Origin of the sequence: Kribbella sp. NBC_00662 (assembly GCF_041430295.1) — a bacterium.
Taxonomy (GTDB): Bacteria; Actinomycetota; Actinomycetes; order Propionibacteriales; family Kribbellaceae; genus Kribbella.
On sequence record NZ_CP109029.1, the window covers coordinates 4,141,032 to 4,165,014 of the forward strand.

Annotated in this window: 24 protein-coding genes; 11 read left to right on the forward strand and 13 right to left on the reverse strand. The window is 68.4% G+C overall.

Features of this window, described 5'->3' with window-relative positions; genetic code table 11:
* The first annotated feature begins 252 nt into the window (after window positions 1-252).
* Together OHA10_RS20905 and OHA10_RS20910 are read left to right on the forward strand one after the other, a co-directional pair.
* Window positions 253-834, forward strand: coding sequence for a dihydrofolate reductase family protein (locus OHA10_RS20905; RefSeq protein ID WP_371400430.1), 582 nt, complete (start codon window positions 253-255; stop codon window positions 832-834).
* Window positions 835-852: 18 nt separating this feature from the next.
* Entirely contained in the window at window positions 853-1,017 is a 165-nt protein-coding gene (locus tag OHA10_RS20910; RefSeq protein ID WP_371400431.1) for a hypothetical protein, read from the forward strand.
* 186 nt (window positions 1,018-1,203) lie between these two features.
* Here OHA10_RS20910 and OHA10_RS20915 read toward each other — a convergent pair whose 3' ends face one another.
* The 6 genes from OHA10_RS20915 to OHA10_RS20940 form a co-directional block, all read right to left on the reverse strand.
* Complete coding sequence (locus OHA10_RS20915) at window positions 1,204-1,914, reverse strand: 2OG-Fe(II) oxygenase (RefSeq protein ID WP_371400432.1); 711 nt, start codon at window positions 1,912-1,914, stop codon at window positions 1,204-1,206.
* A 36-nt stretch (window positions 1,915-1,950) separates the two neighbouring features.
* Entirely contained in the window at window positions 1,951-2,748 is a 798-nt protein-coding gene (locus OHA10_RS20920) for a hypothetical protein (RefSeq protein ID WP_371400433.1), read from the reverse strand.
* A 67-nt stretch (window positions 2,749-2,815) separates the two neighbouring features.
* Window positions 2,816-3,631, reverse strand: a complete 816-nt coding sequence (locus OHA10_RS20925; RefSeq protein ID WP_371400434.1) for a Gfo/Idh/MocA family protein — start codon at window positions 3,629-3,631, stop codon at window positions 2,816-2,818.
* The gene (locus tag OHA10_RS20930; protein WP_371400435.1) at window positions 3,631-4,644 is read right to left on the reverse strand and encodes a Gfo/Idh/MocA family protein; all 1,014 of its coding nucleotides are present in this window, start codon (window positions 4,642-4,644) and stop codon (window positions 3,631-3,633) included. The genes OHA10_RS20925 and OHA10_RS20930 overlap by 1 nt, the downstream gene beginning before the upstream one ends.
* A 34-nt stretch (window positions 4,645-4,678) precedes the next feature.
* A complete protein-coding gene (locus OHA10_RS20935; RefSeq protein ID WP_371400436.1) occupies window positions 4,679-5,641 on the reverse strand; it encodes a Gfo/Idh/MocA family protein in 963 nt (320 codons plus the stop codon).
* Window positions 5,642-5,672: 31 nt separating this feature from the next.
* A complete protein-coding gene (locus OHA10_RS20940) occupies window positions 5,673-6,665 on the reverse strand; it encodes a LacI family DNA-binding transcriptional regulator (protein WP_371400437.1) in 993 nt (330 codons plus the stop codon).
* Window positions 6,666-6,785: 120 nt separating this feature from the next.
* Here OHA10_RS20940 and OHA10_RS20945 point away from each other — a divergent pair, with 120 nt between their 5' ends.
* From OHA10_RS20945 to OHA10_RS20960, 4 genes are all read left to right on the forward strand, one after another.
* Window positions 6,786-8,096: a bifunctional o-acetylhomoserine/o-acetylserine sulfhydrylase gene (locus OHA10_RS20945; RefSeq protein ID WP_371400438.1), complete on the forward strand. Its 1,311-nt coding sequence runs from the start codon at window positions 6,786-6,788 to the stop codon at window positions 8,094-8,096.
* Complete coding sequence (locus OHA10_RS20950; RefSeq protein ID WP_371400439.1) at window positions 8,093-9,163, forward strand: homoserine O-acetyltransferase; 1,071 nt, start codon at window positions 8,093-8,095, stop codon at window positions 9,161-9,163. The genes OHA10_RS20945 and OHA10_RS20950 overlap by 4 nt, the downstream gene beginning before the upstream one ends.
* A gap of 109 nt (window positions 9,164-9,272) precedes the next feature.
* Window positions 9,273-10,001 (forward strand): hypothetical protein, encoded by a 729-nt coding sequence (locus OHA10_RS20955; protein ID WP_371400440.1) that lies wholly within the window; start codon window positions 9,273-9,275, stop codon window positions 9,999-10,001.
* A gap of 37 nt (window positions 10,002-10,038) precedes the next feature.
* Window positions 10,039-11,496, forward strand: a complete 1,458-nt coding sequence (locus OHA10_RS20960) for a peptide MFS transporter (RefSeq protein ID WP_371400441.1) — start codon at window positions 10,039-10,041, stop codon at window positions 11,494-11,496.
* Here the strand turns inward: OHA10_RS20960 and OHA10_RS20965 are convergent.
* The 3 genes from OHA10_RS20965 to OHA10_RS20975 are packed head-to-tail and all read right to left on the reverse strand — an operon-like array spanning window position 11,477 to window position 13,481.
* The gene (locus OHA10_RS20965; protein WP_371400442.1) at window positions 11,477-12,376 is read right to left on the reverse strand and encodes an alpha/beta hydrolase; all 900 of its coding nucleotides are present in this window, start codon (window positions 12,374-12,376) and stop codon (window positions 11,477-11,479) included. The genes OHA10_RS20960 and OHA10_RS20965 overlap by 20 nt on opposite strands.
* Window positions 12,373-12,900 carry a hypothetical protein gene (locus OHA10_RS20970; protein ID WP_371400443.1) on the reverse strand — a complete coding sequence of 176 codons (528 nt, stop codon included), beginning with the start codon at window positions 12,898-12,900 and terminating at the stop codon, window positions 12,373-12,375. Before OHA10_RS20970 ends, OHA10_RS20965 begins: the two co-directional genes overlap by 4 nt.
* Window positions 12,901-12,953: 53 nt before the next feature.
* Complete coding sequence (locus OHA10_RS20975) at window positions 12,954-13,481, reverse strand: ABATE domain-containing protein (protein WP_371400444.1); 528 nt, start codon at window positions 13,479-13,481, stop codon at window positions 12,954-12,956.
* Between the two features lie 54 nt (window positions 13,482-13,535).
* On the opposite strand from OHA10_RS20975, the gene OHA10_RS20980 reads away from it, so the two are divergent.
* Window positions 13,536-14,456, forward strand: coding sequence for a 2-dehydropantoate 2-reductase (locus OHA10_RS20980; protein ID WP_371400445.1), 921 nt, complete (start codon window positions 13,536-13,538; stop codon window positions 14,454-14,456).
* Here OHA10_RS20980 and OHA10_RS20985 read toward each other — a convergent pair.
* Together OHA10_RS20985 and OHA10_RS20990 are read right to left on the reverse strand one after the other, a co-directional pair.
* Window positions 14,411-14,983 carry a hypothetical protein gene (locus OHA10_RS20985; RefSeq protein ID WP_371400446.1) on the reverse strand — a complete coding sequence of 191 codons (573 nt, stop codon included), beginning with the start codon at window positions 14,981-14,983 and terminating at the stop codon, window positions 14,411-14,413. The genes OHA10_RS20980 and OHA10_RS20985 overlap by 46 nt on opposite strands.
* 2 nt (window positions 14,984-14,985) lie before the next feature.
* Window positions 14,986-15,606: a hypothetical protein gene (locus tag OHA10_RS20990; RefSeq protein ID WP_371400447.1), complete on the reverse strand. Its 621-nt coding sequence runs from the start codon at window positions 15,604-15,606 to the stop codon at window positions 14,986-14,988.
* Window positions 15,607-15,757: 151 nt separating this feature from the next.
* Between OHA10_RS20990 and OHA10_RS20995 the strand changes: the two genes are divergently transcribed.
* Together OHA10_RS20995 and OHA10_RS21000 are read left to right on the forward strand one after the other, a co-directional pair.
* Window positions 15,758-17,701: a histidine kinase gene (locus OHA10_RS20995; protein WP_371400448.1), complete on the forward strand. Its 1,944-nt coding sequence runs from the start codon at window positions 15,758-15,760 to the stop codon at window positions 17,699-17,701.
* Complete coding sequence (locus OHA10_RS21000) at window positions 17,689-18,339, forward strand: response regulator (RefSeq protein ID WP_371400449.1); 651 nt, start codon at window positions 17,689-17,691, stop codon at window positions 18,337-18,339. The genes OHA10_RS20995 and OHA10_RS21000 overlap by 13 nt, the downstream gene beginning before the upstream one ends.
* Before the next feature lie 13 nt (window positions 18,340-18,352).
* Here OHA10_RS21000 and OHA10_RS21005 read toward each other — a convergent pair whose 3' ends face one another.
* Complete coding sequence (locus OHA10_RS21005; RefSeq protein ID WP_371400450.1) at window positions 18,353-18,778, reverse strand: MarR family winged helix-turn-helix transcriptional regulator; 426 nt, start codon at window positions 18,776-18,778, stop codon at window positions 18,353-18,355.
* Window positions 18,779-18,967: 189 nt separating this feature from the next.
* Here OHA10_RS21005 and OHA10_RS21010 point away from each other — a divergent pair, with 189 nt between their 5' ends.
* Entirely contained in the window at window positions 18,968-20,797 is a 1,830-nt protein-coding gene (locus tag OHA10_RS21010) for an ABC transporter ATP-binding protein (protein ID WP_371400451.1), read from the forward strand.
* A gap of 66 nt (window positions 20,798-20,863) precedes the next feature.
* A complete protein-coding gene (locus tag OHA10_RS21015; RefSeq protein ID WP_371400452.1) occupies window positions 20,864-23,236 on the forward strand; it encodes a glycoside hydrolase N-terminal domain-containing protein in 2,373 nt (790 codons plus the stop codon).
* Here OHA10_RS21015 and OHA10_RS21020 read toward each other — a convergent pair.
* Window positions 23,221-23,958: an SDR family NAD(P)-dependent oxidoreductase gene (locus OHA10_RS21020; RefSeq protein WP_371400453.1), complete on the reverse strand. Its 738-nt coding sequence runs from the start codon at window positions 23,956-23,958 to the stop codon at window positions 23,221-23,223. The two genes, OHA10_RS21015 and OHA10_RS21020, sit on opposite strands and share 16 nt — an antisense overlap.
* Window positions 23,959-23,983 lie beyond the last annotated feature (25 nt).

Here is a 23,983-nt window from a genome sequence, read left to right on the forward strand (position 1 = left end):
GGAGGTATTGGGCTGCAGGAGCCCTTCGGCCGTCGATTCACGCTGGGGAGGGTTGGCCGAGAGGGACTACCTCCTGTCGTCATGCAGGCTTTCCACCGCTGAGGATCAGTCAGAGAGCGATACCGGCTTTTCGATGTGGGCTGCAGGGATGGTTCTGACTTGGGTGGTGATGTCGAATCAGGCATGAGGCGTTCGACGCAGGGGTGAATGGTCGCTCACTGGGCGCGGCCGAGGCAGTCAAGGGAGATCAGCATGACCGCGACGTACACCTTCGACGTCTTCTCTAGCCTTGATGGGTTTGCGTCGTACGACAACGCGGACTGGGGGCCGTACTGGGGGAAGCACGGCCCCGAGTTCATCGAGCGGCGGATTGCGCAGTACGACGAGGAGCAGCGGATGGTGTTCGGCGCGGACACGTTCCGGCTGATGATGCAGATGATCGGCTCGAGCAAGATCTCGGCCGAGGAGCTCGACCCGGTGAACGGGCGGATGCGGCCGATGCCGACGACCGTGGTGTCGTCCACCCTCGAGGGACCGTTCGACTGGCCGGACGCGACCGTTGTGACCGGCGACGCTGTCGAGCTGATCGCTCGCCTCAAGGAGGAGTCCGACGTGCCGCTCCGCTCCCACGGCAGTCTGTCTCTCAACCGCGTCCTGATGGCTGCCGGACTCGTCGACCGCGTGCAGATCACGATCTTCCCGGTCATCGCCGGCCAGACCGGCGTCGAGCCCGTCTTCCAGAACGCGGCCGACTTCGACCTCGAGCTCCTGGAAGCCCACACCTTCGACGGTCGCACCCAAGAACTCATTTACCACCCCACGCTGCACAGCTGAGCCGAGCTACTTTGGAGCATGAGCAGGATGGCTCAAGGTGCAGCTGGCGGTGACAATCAGCATCCACCGAAGGTGCCGATCGACGGCACGGTGCCGATCGAGCTGATGCCGACGCCGCTGACCATCGCGGCCGACGCTCTGGGCGCCTGGATCGCGCAGCACCCGAATGCGGACGTTGGCTGACCTGACCACCAACACGTAGTTCGAGCACGCGCCGCCGAGGGCCAGCCAGACAGCCATCGCGGACGCGGTGTCGCGTTGCTGGCCCGGGCGTGTGTGCTGTGTCTCGTCGAGCGCGTGCGGGTGAGCGGACAGTTGCCTGCGCCGCCGGAGGCGGCCAAAGGGCAGCCGCCGCGGAGCGGTGTCCTTTTACTTGGCGTCGTGGAAGACCAGGCCGAGGGTGTGGCGGTGGCCGGATTTGATGGGGGAGACGCCGTGGCGGACGGGGGAGGCGGACCAGCCTCGGGTTGATTTGATGGGGCGGTCTCGGGTGGTGAACAGGAGGCCATGGCCTTGGGGGATGAGGGTTGCGGTGCCTCGGGACTGGGCTCTGGGGCGTTGTTCGACGAGGAGGAATTCGCCGCCGGTGTGGTCGGCGCCAGGGGCGTTCAGGTTGATCACGACCTGAAGTGGGAAGACCTTTTCGCCGTACAGGTCGCGATGGAGGGCGTTCCAATCGCCGGCGCCGTAGCGAAGGAGGATCGGTGTGGGCCGGGTCTGGCCGGCGGCGTGGCAGATGTCGAGCCACTCGTCGAGGGTGTCCGGCCATTCTGCCTCGCGACCGAGTTTGGTATACCAATCGCGCGCGATCGGCAGCAGCCGCGGGTACAGCGCCTGCCGCAACGCCTCGACCTCAGCGGGGAACGGATGATCGAAGTACCGGTACTGCCCCTCACCGAACCAGTGCCGCGCCATGTCGATCGTCGCCCGGAAGCGCTGAGCGTCGTCGTACAGCGCGGCGATCCGCCCAGCCTCAGCAGGCGTCAGCAATTCGGGCAGCAGCGCACAGCCGAGATCGTTCACCTCGGCCGTCACCGCGTCCCAGTCAGCTCCGGCTACTCGTCGCTCGTACTTGTTCATACTGATGGAACGCCGGAGCCCGCAGACGTGTGAGGCCTACGAGGGGTAGTACACGCCGCCCTCGCCCCACACCGACGGCAGCAGGAGCAGACCCCCGTAGTGGTGCATCGCGATCCCGGCGAAGGCAGGTGTGCCCCCGAGAGCGGAGTACACCTTGTCCAGCTCCGCCTCCATGTACGTGCGACCCTCTTCGTAGAACGTGACCGTCTCTGGGTCGCTGGTGCCGGACAGATCCTTGCTCTCGACACCGATCACCACCGATCGCGGTTTGCCGATCGCCGCGGCATAAGCGATCTCGTGCTCGGCGCGCGAGATGATCCCGGCCGCGGTCTCGGTGTAGTCCATCAGCGCGACGTAGTCGGTCAGGTCCTGCGCGTGATCACTCAGCGGAGCAGTCTTCCCGTGCCAGGTGATCGCCGTACAACAGTCCGAGCTGTCGAACCAGAACGGGATCGCCGGCCCCACGAGCAACCGCTGCCCGGACACGTCCCGCAGGTGCACGAACTTCGCCAGCAGATCGAGCCAGATCGTCGGCAGCGTCGTCCCCGGCTCCTTCCACTCGGGCAGCAGGTACGGCTCGATGTCCACATTCACGCCGTCGAACCGGGCGTTGTCCGGCACGGCGCGGTTGTAGTCGAGCACCTTCGTGAACTCACCGATCGCAAGATGCTGGTACTGCGGAAGCACCCCCAGGTACGGCGGATTCGTACCGCCCGCGATCACCGCCTGCACGTGGTATCCACGCCCGCGCGCCCACCGCACGAACGACGCCACCTGGTGCCGCGAGTCCCGCAACATGTCCCGACCGCCGTACGCCGCAACGCCGAGGTACACCGTCGGCCAGCACTGGCCGACGCAGGCACACCAGGCACAACCGCGAACAACAACACAAGGGCCGCGATCAGCCGCTTCGCATCTGCTCGAGCACCGTGATCGGAGCCAGCATTGCGGCATCGTCGAGGGGACGCTCGCCGTTCTCGAGCATCTGTAGGAAGATCTTGAGGCCAGGTACGACGTAGTCGTCGTCCAGCTGGATCGCCTGGCTGGCCAGGCCGGTGCGGCCGACGACAGTGGCGTGGAAAGGTACGCGGGCCTCGGCTGTCGGCTTTACGAACTGCAGGGTTACCAGGACCTCGCCGCTGCGGTACCGCGCGACGATCGTCGAGCCGACGCGTTCGACCTCGACCGGGCCCGGTTCGCCGGGCGCCAGTCGTTGTGCGAGGTCTGCGATGTGGATGCCGTAGAAGAAGATTCCGCTGTACTCGCTGTCCGGATCGGCCGGCCCGGTCACGGTGACCGTCTGCACTTGGCCGACGTCAGCCGCTGCAATCGCGTCGGCGTCAGCAACCCATCGGACGGCTGAATACGAAGTGACAAGAGTGTCCCGAGCAGCATCGAGGATCGCCCGCGCGTCCGCGGTCCCAGCGGCCAGCGGTTTGTCGACCCAGACCGGGATGCCTGCTTCGAGGAACGGTACGGCGAGCTCGCGGTGCAACGCGCCGTCGCGATTGGTGATGATCAGCGCGTCGACCGAGCCGATCAGCTCGCCCGAAGTCGGCACGACGTCAGCAATCCCGCCAACGGCAGCGAGCTTGCGGGTTTTCTCGTCGTTGCCGACCAGGGCAACGATCCGGGCGTCGGCGATCCGGTCGACGTTCAGCAGACGGACGATGTGGTCCGCGTGGCTGTTCTCCGTCCCGACCAGTGCGATGCGCATCAGTTCTCCTCCAGCTCGACGGGACGCCCCAGCCGGGCGGATTCATAGACAGCGAGCACCGTCGCCAACGACCGCCGTCCCGCCTCCAACGACACGGCCGGTGCACGTCCGTCGCGGACGGCGTCAATGAAATCCCGGTACTGGGCGAGATGCGCAAGCTCCACCGGACCCCAATCAGCCGGGCCTTCCAGCACACCTGCCTCGGGCTCAGCAGCCGAGGCGGAAGCGAAGTACGCGAGCTCGTCGTCGTCCAGCACCGCCGTACCTTGATCGCCGTGGATCGTCAGCCGCACCGGACGACCCGGGTACGCCGCGGTGCTTGCCAGGAGCAACCCGATCGCCCCGCTCTCGAACAGGATCGTCGCGCCGGCCAGATCCTCGACCTCGATCCCCGAATGGGCGAGCATGCCGGTCTGCGCGCTGACCTGGACCGGACGGCCGAGCATCCACACCAGCAGATCGAGTGCGTGAATGCCCTGGTTCATCAGCGCGCCGCCGCCGTCGATCGCGAGCGTGCCGCGCCAGTCGTCGCCGTCGTAGTACGACTGCGGCCGGAAGAACGCCGACTCCGCGATCCCCGACGTCACCCGGCCGAGGGCACCGGTGTCGATCGCTGCGCGGATCTGCGCGACGGGCGGCTGGAAGCGGCGCTGGCTGATCACCGAGACGGTGAGCCCGGTCGATCGCGCAACCTCGATCAGGCGGTCCGCGGCGGCAAGCGTGATGTCGACCGGCTTCTCCACGATCACGTGCTTACCGGCCTGCAACGCTTCGATGGCAAGGTCCGCGTGCAGCGCGCTCGGTAGACAAATGGACACGGCATCGACCGAAGCAGCCGCGAAAGCATCGGCGGGCGCCGAGAACGCCTGACCGCCGTACTGTTCGACGAGCTTGCCGGCGCGGTCGAGGTCCTGGTCGACGACCGCGACCAGTTCGGCTTCGTTGCCTAGGGCTTCGATGAGGCGAGCGTGCACAGTGCCGATCGCGCCGGCACCGATCAGGGCGAAACGCATGAGACCTCTCTCTCGTCGACCAGGGGATCAGGGATCAGGAAGTCGTCCAAGGCAGTGGTACGCCGCCGTTCTCGGCGGACTGTTGTGCGAGCAGGGCCAACCGGGTCGCGAGCAGACCGCGGGACGTGGTGATGTCCGGTTCGTTGCCTTCAGCAAGCGCTCGCAAGGGCAGCTCGGCGGGGCGATGGCCGGACGGAAGTGGTATGTCGTGTGGTGCGAGGTCGGTCGTGGTGAGGACGAGACGGTTGCGTGCCCAGAGCAACTCGGCGGTGCCTTCGGTGCCGACCAGCTTCATCCGGTAGTCGCCGTGCACCGGTGAACCCGCCGGATTCATCCAGTCCACGCCCGCGGTGATCAGCGCACCGGGCCCGCTCAGCGTCGCGACGCCGTACGATGCGTCCACCACGAAGCCGCTGACGGTCCCACTGGTCAGACCTGTGAAGAGCAGGCCGGCGTCGAGGTCGTGGACGGCGAGATCGTTCAGCAAACCGCCGTACCGCGCTCGGTCGAAGAACCAGTCCGGGCGCGTCGGGCGGTTGAGTTTGTGCGGACCGGAGGCGGTCACGCCATGGATCGTGCCGAGCTGACTCGTGATCTCCAGAGCCGCGAGCGTGACGGGGTAGTAGCGCTTCTCCAGCAGGAGCGTGACGTGACGGCCGGTGCGCTGTGCGGCCTCGGTGATCGCGTCGAGGTCGTCGAGAGTCGTGCACAGCGGCTTGTCGGCGATGACGTGGCACCCGGCGTTCAAAGCGTCGACCACCGCCCGACCGCGGTCGCCGTAGATGCCGGCGACCATGACGATGTCGGGAGACATCTCGCGCAGCATCTCCTGGTGATCCGTGAACACCTTCGCGTCGTACGGCGCGGCCCATCGCTCAGCGAGTTCGCGACTCGGGTCCGACACCGCGACCAGTGCGAGCGAGTCGACAGCGTCGACCTCGGCGGTCGCGTAGGCCACATGCGGATGGGCGGCTCCGGCGATGGCGATCCGAGTCATCTCGTGATTCCAGCATGCAACCGGTTGCACGTCAACGCGTCACCGCAGCGGTCGTTGCTCTGATGACCAGGTGGGTTGCAATGGTGATGCACTCTGCAGTCGGGTCGTCGAGTAGTTGAATCAAGAGCTTCGCGGCCGCCGTGCCTGCCGTGGCTGCTCCGGCTGACACGCTCGTGAGCGCGGGGGTGGTCAGCGCGGCGAGGGTGTCGTCGCAGCCGACGAGACTGAAGTCGGTAGGGACCGAGATACCGCGCAACTCGAGCCCGGCCAGCACGCCCTGCGAGACCACATCGTCGAACGCGATCGCCGCCGTCGCACCCGACCGCACGAGCGCCGACACCGAATCCCGGCCGGCCGCATAGCTCGGCCGACCCACCTCGATGACCTCCACCGTCAACCCCGACGCGGCCGAAGTCAGAACCTCCCGCCGCTGCTGGTCGGACCATGAGTCGCGAGGGCCGGCCAGGTACGCGAGACGCTCGTGCCCGAGCTTCTTCAGCAGCATCACCGCCTCGGTCATACCGCCCGTGGAGTCGATCAGCACCCGCGGAATGCCCTCCAGATCGCGGTTCACCAACACGACCGGACGAGTGGCGGCCAGCTCGCGGATCAGCTCCTCCGACAGCCGCGGCGAGGCCAGGACGAACCCCTCCACCTGCGGCGCGAGCCGCGCGATCAGCTTGGCCTCACGCTCCGCGGACTCGTCCGAATCGCCGAGGAACACCGCCAGGTCGGCGGTCTCGGCGGCCGATTGCAGGCTCCGGACCAGCGGCGGGAAGAACGGGTTCGCGATATCCGGTACGACGACCGCGATGTTCCCGAACCGCCCGGTCGACAGCGCCCGCGCCGCCTGGTTCCCGACGTACCCGAGCCGGGCCGCGACCGCGCGGATGTGGTCGACGGTCTCCGGACTGAGCAGCTGCGGCCGGGTGAAGGCCCGCGACACCGTCGACCGCGAGACCTCGGCTGCGGCAGCGACATCGCCGATCGTGACCCCCGGCGCCCGCTGCAGACGTGGCGACATGCGGCCACGATAGTGCAACCGGTTGCAGAGGAGAACTGTCCAGGCCTTGAGATTAAACCTAGTAAGTCAATCTAATTAGTACCTTTTCATGACGGATCGTGACCCCGAGAGAAGGACAAGATGACCGAACCCAGCTGGTCGTTCGAGACCAGGCAGATCCACGCCGGCCAGACCTCCGACCTGACCACGAAGGCCAGGGCGCTGCCGATCTACCAGACCACGTCGTACACCTTCGACAGCACCGATCACGCCGCGAGCCTGTTCGGGCTGCAGGAGTTCGGCAACATCTACACCCGGATCCAGAACCCGACCCAGGACGCGGTCGAGCAGCGGGTCGCCAGTCTCGAAGGCGGTACGGCGGCGCTGCTGCTCGCGTCCGGTCAGTCCGCCGAGACGCTCGCGCTGCTGAACATCGCGGAGAACGGTGACCACATCGTCAGCAGCCCGAGCCTGTACGGCGGGACGTACAACCTGTTCCACTACACGTTCCCGAAGCTCGGGATCGAGGTGTCGTTCGTCGAGGACCCCAACGATCTGGAGTCATGGCGTGCCGCCGTACGTCCGAACACAAAGGCGTTCTTCGCCGAGACGATCGCCAACCCGAAGAGCGAGATCCTCGACGTCGCGGGCGTTGCGGACGTCGCGCATGCCGCGGGGGTGCCGCTGGTCGTCGACAACACGGTCGCGACGCCGTACCTGATCCGTCCGATCGAGCACGGCGCGGACGTGGTGGTGCACTCGGCAACGAAGTACCTGGGCGGGCACGGTACGGCGATCGCGGGCGTGATCGTGGATTCCGGGAAGTTCGACTACGCGGCGGATCCCGCGAAATTCCCGGGTTTCAACAACCCGGACCCGAGCTACCACGGGCTGACCTACGCGCGGGATCTCGGCGTCGGCTCCGATCTCGGCAACCTGGCCTACATCCTCAAGGCTCGCGTGCAGTGGCTGCGCGACCTCGGCCCGGCGGTCTCGCCGTTCAACGCGTTCCTGATCGCGCAGGGTCTGGAGACGCTGTCGCTGCGGATCGAGCGGCACGTCGACAACGCGCTGAAGGTGGCGCAGTGGCTCGAGCAGCGTGACGAGGTCGAGAGCGTCGCATACGCGAGCCTGCCGTCGTCGCCGTGGTACGAGCTCGCGCAGAAGTACGCGCCGCGCGGCGCGGGTGCGGTCGTGGCCTTCGAGATCAAGGGCGGGGTGGATGCGGGCAAACGGTTCGTGGACGCGCTCAAACTGCACAGCCACGTGGCGAACATCGGCGACGTACGCTCGCTGGTCATCCACCCGGCGTCGACGACGCACAGTCAGCTGTCGGCCGAGGACCAGCTCGCGTCCGGGGTGACGCCCGGACTGATCCGGCTGGCTGTCGGGATCGAGCACGTGGACGACATCCTGGCCGATCTCGAGGTCGGGTTCGCGGCGGCGAAGTGAGACGGTTCGCCGCGGTCGGCGACCTGGTTCTCGAGAGCGGTACGACGCTACCGGCGGTCCGGATCGCCTACGAGACGTGGGGCCGGCCGAACGCTGCCCGGGACAACGCCGTACTCATCTGTCATGCGCTGACCGGCGACGCGCATGTGGTCGGTCCGGCCGGTCCCGGGCAGCCGACGCCGGGCTGGTGGGACGGGCTGACCCGCTACCTCGATCCGGCGGACTGGTACGTCGTGGCGGCGAACGTGCTCGGTGGTTGTCAGGGGACCACGGGACCGGCGACCGCGGCTCCGGACGGACGGGCGTGGGGGAGCCGCTTCCCCGCGCTCACCGTCCGGGACCAGGTCGCCGCCGAGGCTGCGCTGGCCGATGCGCTGGGCGTCGACCATTGGGCGGCGGTGATCGGCGGATCCATGGGCGGGATGCGCGCGCTGGAGTGGCCGTTGATCTACCCGGACCGGGTGGGTACGGCGATCGTCCTGGCCGCGACCGGCGCCGCCTCGGCCGAGCAGATCGCTTGGTGCGCGCCGCAGCTCGCCGCGATCACGTCCGACCCGGACTGGCAGGGCGGCGACTATTACGGCACCGGCCGGTCACCGATGACCGGCCTCGGCATCGCCCGCCGGATCGCGCACATCACCTACCGCTCGGAGTACGAGCTTGCCGCCCGCTTCGGCCGCAACCACCAGTCCGGCGAGGATCCGGCGTACGGCGGCCGGTACGCCGTCGAGTCCTACCTGGATCACCACGCGGACAAGCTCATCCGCCGCTTCGATCCCGGTTCGTACGTCGTCCTGACCCGCGCGATGAACTCCCACGACATCACCCGCGATCGCGGCGACCTCGCGACCGCCTTGTCCCGCCTCAGGTCCCAACTGGTCGTGGCTGCCGTCGACTCCGACCGCCTCTACCCGCCGTCCCAGTCCGAGGCCCTGGTCGCCGCCCACCCGGCCGCGGCCCCGCTCCACACCATCACCTCGCCCTACGGCCACGACGGCTTCCTGATCGAACTCGACCAGGTCGGCGCCCTGATCGCCCGCACCCTGACCCGCAGCCGAGTCACCTGAGCGACACGCCCACTGTCTTGCTGGTCACGGTGTCTTCATAGATGGCCACCGGCGAGTAACACTGGGAGGTAGAACGTCTGGTTGGACGACCGGGCGATGGGGCACTGGGATGAACATGGTGGACGTCGAGCTGCGGTATTTGCGCATCTGGCGGGCAGCCGTGGGACTGCTGGCCACAATCGGAGTCGTTGCGTCGCTGGTGTTCGTGTCACCGTCGACGAACCTGGTCGCGTTCCTGGTCGCCGCGTTCACCGCGGGAGCGGTCTGCCTCAGCATCGGACTGGGCCGCGACCTGCCGACCGGCGACCTGATGTACCTCGTCCCACGCTGGGCCGTGCTCGGCGGACTGTTCGTCCTCGCGGTCTGCGGGTACGCCGCGGCGGTCGGCGCCCGGACGGTCGCCCTGATGCTTCTGATCGTCGGCGCCTCCCCGCCCGTCATCAGCTGGCTCCGCTCCGGGACGGTCGACCAGCCGCCCCGTGAGGTACGGCGGCGCCGGCCGATCAAGTTGCCCAAGGCATCGGATAATCTGGTGCCGGTCGGCCGGACCGACGGCCGCCCGGCCGAGGACTGGCCGATGCCGAAGTACCTCACCGCCGTCGTGCGCAGCGTCGGTGAGCTCAGTGACGAAGAGCTGTGCCTGGCCTGGCGGCGGAGCTTCACCCAGCTCCAGCGGGCGTACGGCGCGGACCGTCGGCAGGCGATGGTCGACGTACGGCGTGCTTATCTCGACGAACTCGAGCGCCGCCACCCCGACTCGTTCGCCACCTGGCTCGCCTCGAACCCCCGAGCCGCCGGCAACCCCGCTCGCTACTTCACCTACCGCGCGGAGCACTGACCGACCCCCTGAGCCAATCAGCAAGGAGAGTCTTGCCGTGAGCAGCCCGGAGACCGCACAGTCCGAACGCACGTTCTTCGGCCAGCCGCCCGTCCTGGCCAATCTCTTCGGCGTAGAGCTGTGGGAACGCTTCTCGTTCTACGGCATGCAGGGCATCCTGCTCATCTACCTCTACTACAGTGCCGAACGCGGCGGTCTCGGCATCGACGAAGCTACGGCGACCAGCATCGTCGGCGCGTACGGCGGTCTCGTCTACCTCTCCACGATCCTCGGCGCCTGGCTGGCCGACCGCGTGCTCGGTCCCGAACGCACGCTGTTCTACGCGGCGGTCGTGGTGATGGTCGGTCATATCGCCCTGGCGTCGATCCCCGGCCTGGCCGGCGTCGCGGTCGGGTTGGTGCTGATCGCTGCCGGGAGCGGCGGGGTGAAGGCGAACGCCACCTCGCTGGTCGGGACGCTGTACAGCGAGGACGACGATCGCCGTGACGGCGGCTTCTCGCTGTTCTACCTCGGCATCAACCTCGGCGCCTTTGCCGGGCCGCTGCTGACCGGCCTGCTACAGAAGAACGTCGGCTTCCACTACGGCTTCGGGCTGGCGGCGGCAGGCATGTTCCTCGGCCTGGTCCAGTACGGCGCCGGCCGTCGCCGCCTGAGCGACGAGGCCCGGCGCGTCCCGAACCCGCTGACCCCCGACGCGAGGCGCCGAATGATCATCGGCGCGGCGGTGGCGCTGGTGGTCGTCGTCGGGATCCTGATCTCCGGCATCCTGCCCGCGTCGCGGTACGCGCTCGCGGTCGCGGTGATCAGCGCGCTCGCAGCGATCGCGTACTTCGTCGTCATCCTCGGCAGCGGCCGGTTGACCGACGTCGAACAGAGCCGGGTGCTCGCGTTCATCCCGTTGTTCATCGCGAGCGCGGCGTTCTGGTCGCTCTACCAGCAGCAGTTCACCGTCGTCACCGTCTACTCCGACCAGCGCCTGGACCGGAACATCTTCGGCTGGGAGATGCCGGTGTCGTTCGTGCAGTCGATCAACCCGGTGATGATCATCATCCTGTCCGGCGTGTTCGCCGCGATCTGGACGAAGCTCGGGTCGCGGCAGCCGTCGACGCCGATCAAGTTCAGCGCCGGGCTGGCGGTGATGGGGATCGCGTTCCTGCTGTTCCTGACGATGGCCGGCGGCGGTCCGAACAGCGCACCGCTGCTCGGACTCACCGGCATCCTGCTGGTCTTCACGATCGCGGAGCTACTGCTCTCGCCGGTCGGTCTCTCCTTGTCGACAAAACTCGCCCCCGAGGCGTTCCGTACCCAGATGGTCGCGCTGTTCTTCCTCTCGGTCGCGCTCGGTACGGCGATGTCCGGCGTACTCGCGAAGCTCTACAGCACCGAACACGAGACGCCGTACTTCGGCGTCATCGGCGGGGTCGCGCTGGGACTGGGTGGACTGCTCGCGCTGGCGGCCCGTCCGATCCAGCGGCTCATGCGCGGGGTGCGCTGAACGTCGCGCGGAGGTCCGCGCCGATCAGCTCGACCGCATGCCGTCCGGCCGACAGCGCGGCGGGGAAGTTGAGGAACGCGTGCATCGTGTCGGCGTACTCGACGAGCCTGGTTGGAATACCGGCTTGTGTGAGGCGACCGGCGTAGGCGAGGGCGTCCGGTCGCAGTGAGTCCCGGCCGGCGGCCAGCACGAGCGTTGGCGGTAGACCGGCGACCGACTCCGCGTGGAGTGGTACGGCGGTCGCTGGGATCTCGTCAGAGGTGAAGTACCACTCGTGCCAGTCTTCGTCCGGATGTAGGTCCAGGGTCGGGTAGCAGAGGATCTGGCGGTCGGGGAGTGGGGTGCCTTCGTCCCGCGCCAGTAGGCAGGTGCCCGCGGCAAGGGCTGCTCCCGCACTTTGGCCGCCGATGACGATCCGGCCGTCGCCGTTGAGCTCGGCCGTGTGTTCGCGGATCCACTGCAGTGTCTCGTAGGTGTCGTGAAGTGCTGCTGGATAAGGGTTTTCGGGCGCCAGGCGATAGTTGAGCGAGACAACGGTGACGTTGCCGTTGGCAGCGATCCCGGAGGTCGCGTACTCGATGTCGCGCAGGTGACCGCCGACGAAACCACCGCCGTGCAGCCAGAGCACGATCGGTCGCGGCTGCATCGAGTATCGGTATACCCGCGCTTGCAGCGTGCGTCCCGGTAGGTCGATCGTCAGGTCGTCCAACGAAACGCGGGGATCGGGGTGGCCGGCCAGTGCAGGATCCGGCAGATCTTCCCGATCCAGCAGCAGGGCTTGGTACGGGTCGACATCCGGAACGGGAAGGTCGGCGAGGACCTTCAGCAGGGCGTCGGTTTCGGTCCCGTACTCCGGGCTGTCGATCAGCTCGCGGGTCATGCGGCGACCGGCTGCAGATGACGGGCGGCGTGCGCGAACAGGAATCCGTCCGGCGTCGTCGACACGTACTCGGCGAGTGCCCCGATCCCGCCGTCGAACCCGGCACCGGTCGACGGGTCGGCCCATGCCTGCTCGTCGTACTGCTCGATCTCCGCCACGAGCGCCGTCCCCACGCTGTTGAACCGGTGGAGGATCAGCTCCGATGGGATCCGTCGCCCGGCCTCGACTCCGCCCAGGTTGAGGGCTCGCCCGATCTCAGCGGTCTCCCAGCGCGGGTCGAGGCTCCAGTGCAGGCGGCCTGCCTTGGCGTCGCGCAGTACGGCGAGGTTGATCTCGTCCCACATCAGCACGTGGGCGACGAGGTCGTGCAACGAGTCGCAGAAGTCGCCGAGCGGGCCGGCGGTCACGTCGTACGGCGCGCGCAGTTCGTCCTCGCTCTTTCCTTCGACGCGGCTCAGCAGGAGTTCTTGGTCCCGGCGGATCATTCCGGCCGCCTGCGCCGGCGTAGTAGTCGGTGTACGCATGCCGACAATCAACCAGTCGCACCGCCTGGGCCCTGGTGGATTGCGCGAAGTTCTCAATCGGTCGCGCGGTACGTCGCCATCTTGGCGCGGGCGCCGCACGTGTTCATCGAGCACCACCGGCGTTGGCCGGGGCGGCTCGTGTCGACGAACAGCAGGGAGCAGTCGTCGGACGCGCAGGTCCGGATCCGCTCGGCGAGCGGCCCAGTGAGCAGGTCGACCGCGTCCCGGGCCAACCGGCTGAGCAGCTCCGGGACGTCTGTCAGGGTGACGGCGACTCGACGATCCGGAGTCAGGCGTGGGCCGGCGAGTGGGCGGCTGCTCCACTGGTTGACCACCTCGAGGTCGGCGGGAAGCGTCGCACCGGTGAAGAGCCGGTAGAGCGCCTCCCGGAGCTGGATCGCCTGCCTGTAGGCGCGGCGCGTGACCGGCACCTCGTCCAGGGTGAGACCTGCCTCGCGAACCCAGCGGGCGAGATCCGCCGGCTCCGGCATCCGCTCGAACGGCGCCTGCTCCCGCTTGCCGACAGTCGCGGTGAAGTCGACCGACGGGCGGCCGCCGACCCAGGTGAAGCGCGTGTTCATGGCCGTAGCCTATCATCGCTGTTACCAGTTAAACCGGTAACAAGGGAGCAGCTCGTGAGGATCGGGATCATCGGCGCCGGCGGCGTGGGCGGGTACTTCGGTGCGCGACTGGCCGCGGCCGGACAGGACGTCGGGTTCGTGGCGCGGGGCAAGCACCTCGAGGCGCTGAGGTCGGACGGGCTGGTGGTGAAGAGCCCTTTGGGTGATCTCCAGTTGCCGGTGCAGGCGACGAGTGAGCCGGCCGAGCTCGGGGTGGTCGACTTCGTTCTGGTCAGCGTGAAGACCTGGCAGCTGCCCGAGGCGATCGGCGCGATCCGGCCGCTCGTCGGCCCGGACACCGCAATCGTCACGGTGCAGAACGGCGTGGAGGCGCCGGATCAGGTGGCCGAGTCGTTCGGGCGCGACGCCGTACTGCCCGGTGCGGCCGAGGTGATCGCTTACGTCGACGGTCCGGGGATCATCCGGCATCTCGGCAGCGGCAAGCTGACGTTCGCCGAGTGGGACAACCGGCAGTCCTCTCGCACCGACTCGCTCCGGGATGCCTTCGTCGGCGCCGGACTGCAGGCGGTCGTCGCGGAGGACATCTGGGCCGCGCTGTGGTCGAAGTTCCTCTCGGTCGTTCCGAGCGGCGGCCTCGGCACCGCGACGGGCGCCGGGTACGGCGTACTCCGCACCCACCCCGCCACCCGCCGACTCCTCACCGACGCCACCACCGAGATCCGCGACGTCGGCGTCGCCCGAGGCATCCACCTCGCCGACGAGGTCGTCCCCGGCACCCTCGCCTGGATCGACAACCTCCCCGCCGAAGGCACCACCTCCCTCCAACGCGACCTCATCGCCGGCCGCCCCTCCGAACTCGAAGCCTGGACCGGCGCCGTCGTCCGCCTGGGCAACGAAGCGGGCGTCCCAACCCCGGTCAACACGTTCCTCTACGATCTCGCCACCGCCAGAGCGCTTGCCGCTGGCAACCGATGAGGGATTGCCGACGCGAACGACAGGACCGCGAGCAGTGACCAGAAGTAGATGGCCACCCAGACCTCCCGAGGCCCGATCGTGGCGTCCTGCGTGAGGCTCGCGATGAGCCAGCCCGGTATCGGTAGGAACGCGATCGCAGTACACACGATCCGAGCCCACCGCCGGCCGGCGCCGGCGAGCGCGTAGCCGCCGGCCATACCGAACAGTGGTACGGCGAGCGCGCCCCCACCGATCCCGTCAGCGAGGAACTGCGAAGGATTCGCCAGCCCGGGCAGCAGGACGGCAGCAAGCAGCAGCGGCGAGAAGATCAGCCACCGCGGCCGCCCTCGGTTCGTACGTCGCAGGTATTCGGACCACCCGAGTAGGACACCGAGCACTGTCCCGGGCAGGAGGATCCAGGCGAAGGTGCCGGACCAGGTGACTGCAGACTCGGGCCCCGCGACCTGCGCCATGAACCCACGCAGAGCGCAGGCCCAGGCGAGGCCGCATGCACCGCCTGCTGCGGTCAGCTGCCAGTGGGAGAGCATCGTCAGCGCTCGATCCGGGCGCTGATCCGGGGCTCGGTGGCGGACCGTGGGTGACGCGTGAGGACGGCCGCGAACACTGCGCAGAGTGTCAGCCCGTAGATCGCCACCCCGACAGGGAGTGCGCTGGTGGCGCTGATGCCGATCATGACGAGCGACCAGATGCCGGCCACAAGTGCGGCGTACCGCTGCCAGCCGGTCCAGTCGGGCGAGCGCAGTACGGCGATGCCGGCTACCGTCAGGCCGATCCCGGTGAGCGCGACACCGAGCCCGAAGAACGCACCGACCAGCTGTGGACCGGTCTCGTCCAGTCGCTGATCGGCGATCGGGAGCGAGGCGAACTCGGCGAGGAACAGGATTACCGCGCCGGCCGTGGCGAGCGCGCCCCCGATGCGACCGGCCCGCTGCGTCATCACCTGCAGGAAGGCGACCGTGCCGAGGACGACGAGCAGATGGAGTACTGCGTTCGCGAGTGAGGCCGGGATCAGGCTGTCACTGGTCCATGGGTAGCTCCACATCTTGTCGGAGACGTCGGACGCCGGCTTCACGACAGCCTCGATGGCGATGCCGGCAGCAGTGGTCAGGGCAGCGCCTACCAGGCCGGCGATGGTCAGATTGCGATTCATGGTTCCCCACCCTTCGAAGATTGTCCTTCGACAGTAGGAATGGGCGGTCGCCGCGCACATCGGCGGCAGTACGACGTTCGCAGTACGTGCCAGCACTGTTGGCGGGACGGTCCGGCGCTGCCACGATGGTGCCGTGCGAGGGTGTCGGCCGGTGCCGGCCGTGATGTTCGGGACGTGCGTGATCGCGGAAATGGCCGCGATCGGCCTGTCGTGGCGCCTCGAGCCGGTCTACGACACGCTCCTGTACGGGCTGTTCGCGCTCGCCATGGTCGGCGCGGGCGCGCTGATCGTGCAGCGGCGGCCGGGGAACGTGATCGGGTGGTTGTTCTGCGGCTTCGGACTACTGAACGCGTTCGCCTCCGATCTGGCGCAGGGATGGGGTCTCCGCGCGGCCGCGGAGGGGTGGCCGGGCGGCCCCGTCGGCGAGGCGATCTCGGCGGTCAGTTGGTTGCCGAGCGGTTACGGCTGGGCGCTGACCTTCCTGCTGTTCCCGACCGGCCGGTTCCTGAGCCCGCGTTGGCGCGCGTTGGCCTGGACCGGCGCCGTCGGCCTACTGATCAGCATGGCGGCGTGGTCGCTCAGCCCGGATCGCGGTCGCGACTTCGTCTCGGGGCGCAGTCCCTGGGCGGTCTCCGGGCTCCCGACCGGGTTACTGCTCGGGATCGGTATGCCGTTGTTCATCGGCTCGCTGCTCGGCGCAGTCGCGTCGCTCGCCGTACGCTTTCGTCGCTCGACCGGGCTGGAACGCCAACAGCTGAAGTGGTTCGTGCTCGCGGCGGTGGTCGCAGGGATAGCGTTGCCGACCAGCTTCGTGCTCTGGTACGTCAGCCCGGCAGCGGGAATCATCGCCGCGATAGCGCTGACCGGATTGCCGTTGGCGACCGGCGCAGCGATCCTTCGGTACCGGTTGTACGACATCGACCTCTTCATCAGCCGGACCGTCGCCTATGCCAGTCTCACGGCTCTCCTGCTGGCGTCGTACGCCGTCCTGACCGTTGCCGTGGGTGCCTTTCTCGGCCGGGGATCGGCGTGGACGGTGGCGGTCGCGACGCTTGTCTGCGCGTTCCTCTTCCAGCCGTTACGCTCGCGGATCCAGGACGTCGTCGACCGGCGTTTCAACCGGTCCCGGTACGACGCCTTGCATCGGATGACCGCGTTCCTCGACGACGTACGTGCGGAGCGGCGGCCGCCGGAGGATGTGCAGGCGGTCCTCGGCGAGATCGTCGGCGACCCGGCGTTGGAGCTGCTCGTGTTCCTCCCGGAGAGCCGCCGGTACGTCGATCTGTCCGGCGCGACCCGTGAAGACACCGGTACCCGGCGTCGGATCGCGATCGAGCGCGGCGATCAGCCGATAGGGGTGGTGCGGTACGACGGAACGAGCGCGCTCGGCCCCGACCTGGTCCGCCGGGTCGTCGAGGACGGCGGGCTCGCGGTCGAGATCGCCCGTCTCCGCGCCGAGCTCAACGTTCAACTCGTCGAGGTCAAAGCCTCCCGCACCCGCATCATCGCAGCCACCCACGCCGAACGCCGCCGCATCGAGCGAGACCTGCACGACGGCGCCCAGCAACGCCTCGTCTCCATCGGACTCGCCCTCCGCCATGCCCAGCACCAACTGGAAACAGCGACAACCGCAGACATCAGGACCACGTTGGACGGTGCGGTTGCGGAGGCGACGGTCGCCATCGGGGAACTGCGGGAGCTGGCGCGAGGGCTTCCGCCGGCACAGCTGGATTCGGGGCTCGCGCCGGCGTGTGAGGAGTTGGCCCGCCGGGCCCCGTTGCCGGTTTCGGTGCGGATGCCGGAGGGGCGGTTCGACACCGGGGTCGAGGCAGCGGCGTACTTCATTTGCTGTGAAGGCCTCACCAACGCGGTCAAGCATGCCGACGCAACCCGTGTCGACCTGATCGCCGACCACCACCGCGAGCATCTCGTGGTCCGCGTGGTCGATGACGGCATCGGCGGAGCCGCCCCACGACACGGCACCGGGCTCACCGGTCTCGCGGATCGGGTCGCGGCTCTGGGCGGCACGTTCCACATCCAGAGCCGGCCCGGCGGGGGTACGACGCTTGTCGCGGAGCTGCCATGCGGGTCGTGATCGCCGAGGACCAGGTGCTGTTGCGCGAAGGGCTCAAGATGCTGTTCGTCGACGGCGGCCACGAGGTGGTCGCGACCTTCGGCGACGCGGACAGTCTGCTCGCGGCGGTCGCGACGTACCAGCCGGATCTTGTCGTCGCTGACATCAGGATGCCGCCGACGCACACCGACGAAGGCGCCCGCGCAGCGCAGGCGCTGAAGGCTGCGCATCCCGAGCTCGGCGTACTGCTCCTTTCCCAACACATCGAGACCCAGCACGTGGTGGATCTCGTGTCGCGCGGCGGATTCGGCTACCTGTTGAAGGATCGCGTGCTCGACGTCGCCGAGTTCCTCGGCGCTGCCGAGCGGGTCGCGGCCGGCGGTTCGGCGCTGGATCAGCACGTGGTCGCGGGTCTGGTCGCGCGGCACGATCCGCTCGGGACGCTGACCGGGCGCGAACGCGGCGTACTCGAGCTGATGGCCGAAGGCCTCACAAACAGTGGCATCGCCAAACGTCTGTACCTCAGCGAACGCACCGTCGAGGCGCACGTGCGGCATCTGTTCACCAAGTTGGCGCTGCCCGAGAGTGAGGACGGCCATCGTCGCGTGCTTGCCGTGCTGACCCATCTCGGTGCCGCTGCTCCGGACGCAGGTCGGTGAGGCCTCGGGTCGGTCAGTCCTCGGCGAGGCGTTGGAGGAGTTGGATCAGGGTTTGCTGGTCGGTGGGGGTGAGGCGGGACAGTTGGGTGGCCATGACGTCTCGGCGTTTTTCGCGGAGGGTGGTCAGGATCTGGCGTCCGTCGGGGGTGAGGTCCACCAGGGTGGCTCGGCGGTCGTTCGGGTCCGGCTGCCGTTCCAGTAGTCCGGCCGCTTCCAGGTCGTCCACGACGGAAGTGGCCGAGCGCGGCACGATGCCCAGCCGCGCCGCCAGCTCGCTCAGCCGGAGCGGCTGGTCCGCGTTGTCCAGCGTCCGCAGTACCCGGAACTGCCCGTGCGTGACGCTCTCGCCGAACTCCTCCCGCGAAGCGCGCCGCTGCCGCCGGACGATCCCGTCCAGCAACGCTGCGATCTGCTCGGCGACATCATCCGGCCCATGCATGAGCAGAGCCTAGTAGTCGACGGTCCGTAGGACCGTCGCGCACGCGTGGGAACAAACCGGCATCTTGTGAGGTTATCTCATAGTGAGCTAACCTCAGTATAACTGTTCCCGGCCGAAAGGGTCTGTATGTCGCAGATTTCTGGACTTCCCGGTGGGGGAGCCGGGGGCGGGCGTGCGATGCGCTCGCTGATGAAGGACTCCTCCGTTCGTCACCACAAGCTTTCCGCCGGCACGCTCCGGCGGATTCTCGGGTTTGCCCGCCCCTACCGCGGCTACCTCGCCTTCTTCCTGGTCCTGGTCGCCTTCGACGCCGCGACCGGCGCGGCCACCCCGCTGCTGTTCAAGGCGATCATCGACAAGGGGATCGTCCCGGGCCACGCCCAGGTCGTCGTCTGGCTCGCGTTCGTCGTCGCCATGCTGGCGGTCGCGAACGGCGCGATCACCCTCGGCGAGCGCTGGTTCTCCGCGCGCATCGGTGAAGGTCTCGTCTACGACCTCCGCACCGCCGTCTTCGACCACGTGCAGCAACTGCCCGTCGCCTTCTTCAGCCGGACGCAGACCGGGGCCCTGATCCAGCGGCTCAACGGCGACGTCCTCGGCGCCCAGCAGGCGTTCACCTCGACGCTCTCGAACGTCGTCAGCAACCTGCTCAGCGTCGCCCTCGTCCTCGGCGCGATGTTCGTGATGTCGTGGCAGATCACCCTGCTCGCCCTCGTCGTACTCCCGCTGTTCGTCATCCCGGCCCGGCTGCTCGCCGGAAAGTTGCGCGAGGCAACCGCCGAGACGTACAAGCTGAACGCCACGATGGCCCAGACCATGACCGAGCGCTTCAACGTCGCCGGCGCGGTGCTGGCCAAGGTGTTCGGCCGCACCCAGGACTCGTCGCGTGACTTCGCCGGCAAGGCCGCCCGCGTCCGCGACATCGGCGTCACCACCGCCATGTACGGCAGCATCTTCCGCGTCTCGCTCACCCTGGTCGCCGCGCTCGCGGTCGCCCTCGTGTACGGCGTCGGCGGCGTCTTCGCCGTGGAAGGTGCCCTCGGCATCGGTACGGTCGTTGCCCTGACGGCGTACCTGAACCGGCTGTACGGCCCGCTGACCGCACTCTCCAACATCCAGGTCGACGTGATGACCACGCTGGTCAGCTTCGAGCGGGTGCTCGAGGTCCTCGACCTCCCGCCAATGGTTGCCGATCGCAAGGATGCGCGTGAGCTCCCGCCGTCCGCCGAGCCGTCGATCGAGTTCGACCACGTGTCGTTCCACTACCCGTCGGCGGAGGAGGTGTCGCTCGCCTCGCTCGAGTCGGTCGCGACGCTGTCCGCCGAGACCGGCGAAGAGGTCCTCAAGGACGTCACCTTCACCGTCGAGCCCGGCCAGCTGGTCGCCGTCGTCGGCCCGTCCGGTGCCGGCAAGTCGACGCTGTCCTCACTCGTCTCCCGGATGTACGACGCAACCGGCGGGGCCGTCCTCGTCGGCGGTCACGACGTACGCGAAGTCACGCAGAGCTCGCTCCGCGCCGCGATCGGCGTCGTCACGCAGGACTCGCACATGTACCACGACACGATCCGCGCGAACCTGTTGCTGGCCCGCCCGGACGCCACCGACGACCAGTTGCACAAGGCGCTCGAAGGCGCCCAGATCGCGACCCTCGTCAACAGCCTGCCCGACGGCCTCGACACAGTGGTCGGCGATCGCGGCTACCGGTTGTCCGGTGGTGAACGTCAGCGCCTCGCGATTGCCCGGCTGCTGCTGAAGTCCCCGTCGATCGTCATCCTCGACGAGGCGACCGCCCACCTCGACTCCGAGTCGGAGGCCGCGGTCCAGGCCGCACTGGCCAACGCGTTGGTCGGCCGTACGTCGCTCGTCATCGCGCACCGCCTGTCGACGATCCGCAACGCCGACGTCATCCTGGTCCTCGACGACGGCCGGATCCGCGAGCGCGGCACCCACGACGAACTCCTGGCCCAGGGCGGGCTGTACGCCGACCTCTACGCCACCCAGTTCGCCAAGGCGGCGTAGTCCGAGCTGACCGACAGTTGGACCCCCGGTCGCGTCGCGGTATGCGCTCGGGGGAGGATCTCCAGCATGAGAGATCGGATGACTGCGGTGGCCACCGAACTGACGTACGACGCTCCGGCGGCGAACTGGCTGGAGGCGCTGCCGCTCGGCAACGGGCGGATCGGCGCGATGGCGTTCGGCGGGCCCGGCCAGGACCGGATCGCGCTGAACGACGAGACGCTCTGGTCCGGCAGTCCCGAGACCACCCGCCGGCTGGCCACGCCGGTGGGCGAGGTGGGCGCTGCTGCGGTGGATCGGATCCGGGCCGCACTTGCGTCAGGAGACGTACGTACGGCTGAGGAACTCGCGCACGGGTTCCACAGCGGTCACTCGCAGGCGTATCTCCCGCTCGGCGATCTGCTGCTCGACTTCCGCGTCGACGGCGAGGTGTCGAAGTACCGGCGCCGGCTCGATCTGGATACCGCTGTCGCACGATCCGGGTACGAAGTGGCCGGCGTCGAGGTCTGGCAGGAGATTTTCGTCAGCGCGCCGGCGCGGGCATTGATCCTACGTCTGGGCTCCTCGCAGCCACTCGACGTGACGATCAGCCTGGCCTCGCAACTCCGTGCAACCACGGAGGCGGTCGGCGACAACGGCCTCGCGCTGCTCGCGACCTGCCCGTCGTCCGTTCCGCCGCCGCACGGTCGGGCCGGCCTGACGATCGAGTACTCCGACGGCGACGACCGCGGCATGAACGCTGCCGTCGTCCTCCGTGCCCGCACCGACGGAGCAGTCACGCCCTCAGCCGAATCGCTGACCGTCAGCAACTCGACGCAACTGCTACTCGTGCTCTCGACCGCCACCGGTTACGAAGGACCGCACGCCGCGCCGACTCGTACGGGGGAGGAGTGCCGGGAAGCCGCCGACGCTGTCGTCCGCGCGGCCCTCGCCGCGGGCGAGGGCGGGGAGGAAGCGGCGAGCGTCGACGGCACCGGCACCACGCTGCGCCAGCAGCATGTCGCCGACTACCAGAGGCTCTTCCGCCGTTCGGTCCTGACGCTGCCGTCGAGCGCGGAGCTGACCACCGACCGTCGGCTTGCGGAAGCCTCCGCCGACCCCGGTCTCGCGGCGCTGATCTACAACTTCGGCCGCTATCTGATGATCTCCAGCTCCCGGCCCGGCGGCCTGCCGACCAACCTGCAAGGCATCTGGAACGAGCACCTCCAGCCGCCGTGGAGCAGCAACTACACGGTCAACATCAACACCGAGATGAACTACTGGCCGGCCGAGACCACGTCGCTGTCCGAGTGCCACGAGCCGCTGCTGCGGTACGTCGGCGACCTCGCCCGCGCGGGACGTCGTACCGCGGAGGACCTGTACGGCGCCAAGGGCTGGGCCGCGCACCACAACGCCGACGCGTGGTGCTGGACCGCGCCCGTCGACGGCAACCCGAAGTGGGCGAACTGGCCGATGGCCGGCGTCTGGATGTGCCGCCACCTCTGGGACCACTTCGCGTTCACCGGCGACCGCGACTACCTCCGCGACGCCTGGCCGGTACTGCGAGGCGCCGCCGAGTTCTGCCTCGACTGGCTGATCGAACTCCCCGACGGCACCCTCGGCACCGCGCCGTCCACCTCGCCGGAGAACGACTACGTCGCTGCCGACGGCAAGCCGGCGTCGGTGACGACGTCCTCGACGATGGACCTCTCACTGATCGCCGACCTGTTCGACCGCTGCGCGCAGACGGCGCGTGAACTCGATCTGACCGACCCGCTCGTCGACGAACTGACCGCGGCCCGGAAGCGCATCCCCGATCCGGCGATTGGTAGCCGAGGGCAACTACAAGAGTGGCTCGAGGACCTGCCCGAGGCCGAGCCACACCACCGGCACACGTCCCACCTGATCGGCCTCCACCCAGGCGACCAGATCACCCCGGACGGTACGCCGGAACTCGCACGGGCCGCCGCCCGTACGCTCGAGCTGCGCGGCGACAAGAGCACCGGCTGGTCACTCGCCTGGCGGATCTCGCTGTGGGCGAGGTTGCGGGACGGCGCGGCCGCGCACCGGCTCGTCCGTGAACTGCTCACGCCCGCGGGCGACTCCGGAACGGACTACGTCGGCGACGGTTCCGGCCTGTACCCGAACCTGTTCTGCGCGCACCCGCCGTTCCAGATCGACGGGAACTTCGGCGCTACCGCGGGGATCGCCGAGATGCTGCTGCAGAGTCACACCGGCGAGCTCGAGATCTTCCCCGCACTCCCGGCCGAGTGGCCGGAAGGCGCGATCACCGGGCTGCGCGCTCGCGGCGGCATCGCGGTCGACCTGGAGTGGTCACCGTCCGCGGCGAACGCCGTACTCACAGCGGATCGGGACACCACGGTCGTGATTCGGCACGGCGGTCGGCGTCAGGAGGTGTCGCTCAGCGGCGGTGTCCCGCTGACGTATCAGGTCAGGTCGTGAACGTGGAGGACGCTGCCTGACTCCAGATCACGGTCGAGAAGTGACCAGATGATGCGGGCAACGTTCTCGGGTTTCGAGAGTTGACCGAGCGCCTCCATTTCGCGGAAGCGGATCGCCTCCGGCACTTCGTCGAGATCGGACGCCCGGAGTTCTGCCTGCATGGCGGTGTCGAGCGCGCCGGGTGACACGGAGATCACCCGGCAGCCCGGGCTCCGGCGCCGCTGCTCCAGCCCGACCGTACGCACCCACTGGTCGATGCCCGCCTTGCCGGCGCAGTAGCTCGCTTCGCCTTCGTGCGGCCGGATCGCCGCGCCCGACGAGATCATGATCAGGTGTTGCTCGCAGTCGCGGCCGGACACCGCGCGCAGGAACGAGTGGCCGAGAACCTGCGCGGAAGCCGAGTTCAGCATGACGTTGCGCGTGTACTGCGCGGTGTCGACATGATCGGCCGATCCGAGCGGCGTCAACGTCCCCGCGTTGTGGATGAACACCACCAGCTCGGGATCGCTGGTCTCGATCCGCTGCTGGAAGTCCTTGTCGACGACCGGCCACGACGCCGGGTCGGCGAGATCGACGGCGACGTGATGCGTCCCCGGCGTACCGCCACGGCGCGAGATGTCGATCAACTCCGCACTCTCGAACGGAATCGTCGCCGCCAACGCGGCTCCCAACCCTGCGGAGGCCCCCGATATCCAGACCAGGATCCGCCGCAGCGGCGTCACTTTCCCATCCCCGAGCGCAGGCAAA

Bases quoted from the DNA above. Each gene is read 5' to 3' on its own strand.
- OHA10_RS20955 (WP_371400440.1), top strand. From the start codon at position 9,273: ATGAACATGGTGGACGTCGAGCTGCGGTATTTGCGCATCTGGCGGGCA.
- OHA10_RS21005 (WP_371400450.1), bottom strand. From the start codon at position 18,778: ATGCATGGGCCGGATGATGTCGCCGAGCAGATCGCAGCGTTGCTGGAC.
- OHA10_RS20970 (WP_371400443.1), bottom strand. From the start codon at position 12,900: ATGCGTACACCGACTACTACGCCGGCGCAGGCGGCCGGAATGATCCGC.
- OHA10_RS20990 (WP_371400447.1), bottom strand. From the start codon at position 15,606: ATGAATCGCAATCTGACCATCGCCGGCCTGGTAGGCGCTGCCCTGACC.
- OHA10_RS20925 (WP_371400434.1), bottom strand. From the start codon at position 3,631: ATGCGCATCGCACTGGTCGGGACGGAGAACAGCCACGCGGACCACATC.
- OHA10_RS20915 (WP_371400432.1), bottom strand. From the start codon at position 1,914: ATGAACAAGTACGAGCGACGAGTAGCCGGAGCTGACTGGGACGCGGTG.
- OHA10_RS20985 (WP_371400446.1), bottom strand. From the start codon at position 14,983: ATGCTCTCCCACTGGCAGCTGACCGCAGCAGGCGGTGCATGCGGCCTC.
- OHA10_RS21015 (WP_371400452.1), top strand. From the start codon at position 20,864: ATGAGAGATCGGATGACTGCGGTGGCCACCGAACTGACGTACGACGCT.
- OHA10_RS20965 (WP_371400442.1), bottom strand. From the start codon at position 12,376: ATGACCCGCGAGCTGATCGACAGCCCGGAGTACGGGACCGAAACCGAC.
- OHA10_RS20975 (WP_371400444.1), bottom strand. From the start codon at position 13,481: ATGAACACGCGCTTCACCTGGGTCGGCGGCCGCCCGTCGGTCGACTTC.
- OHA10_RS20935 (WP_371400436.1), bottom strand. From the start codon at position 5,641: ATGACTCGGATCGCCATCGCCGGAGCCGCCCATCCGCATGTGGCCTAC.
- OHA10_RS20940 (WP_371400437.1), bottom strand. From the start codon at position 6,665: ATGTCGCCACGTCTGCAGCGGGCGCCGGGGGTCACGATCGGCGATGTC.
- OHA10_RS20930 (WP_371400435.1), bottom strand. From the start codon at position 4,644: ATGCGTTTCGCCCTGATCGGTGCCGGCGCGATCGGCACTGTGCACGCT.
- OHA10_RS20945 (WP_371400438.1), top strand. From the start codon at position 6,786: ATGACCGAACCCAGCTGGTCGTTCGAGACCAGGCAGATCCACGCCGGC.
- OHA10_RS20910 (WP_371400431.1), top strand. From the start codon at position 853: ATGAGCAGGATGGCTCAAGGTGCAGCTGGCGGTGACAATCAGCATCCA.
- OHA10_RS20905 (WP_371400430.1), top strand. From the start codon at position 253: ATGACCGCGACGTACACCTTCGACGTCTTCTCTAGCCTTGATGGGTTT.
- OHA10_RS21010 (WP_371400451.1), top strand. From the start codon at position 18,968: ATGAAGGACTCCTCCGTTCGTCACCACAAGCTTTCCGCCGGCACGCTC.
- OHA10_RS21000 (WP_371400449.1), top strand. From the start codon at position 17,689: ATGCGGGTCGTGATCGCCGAGGACCAGGTGCTGTTGCGCGAAGGGCTC.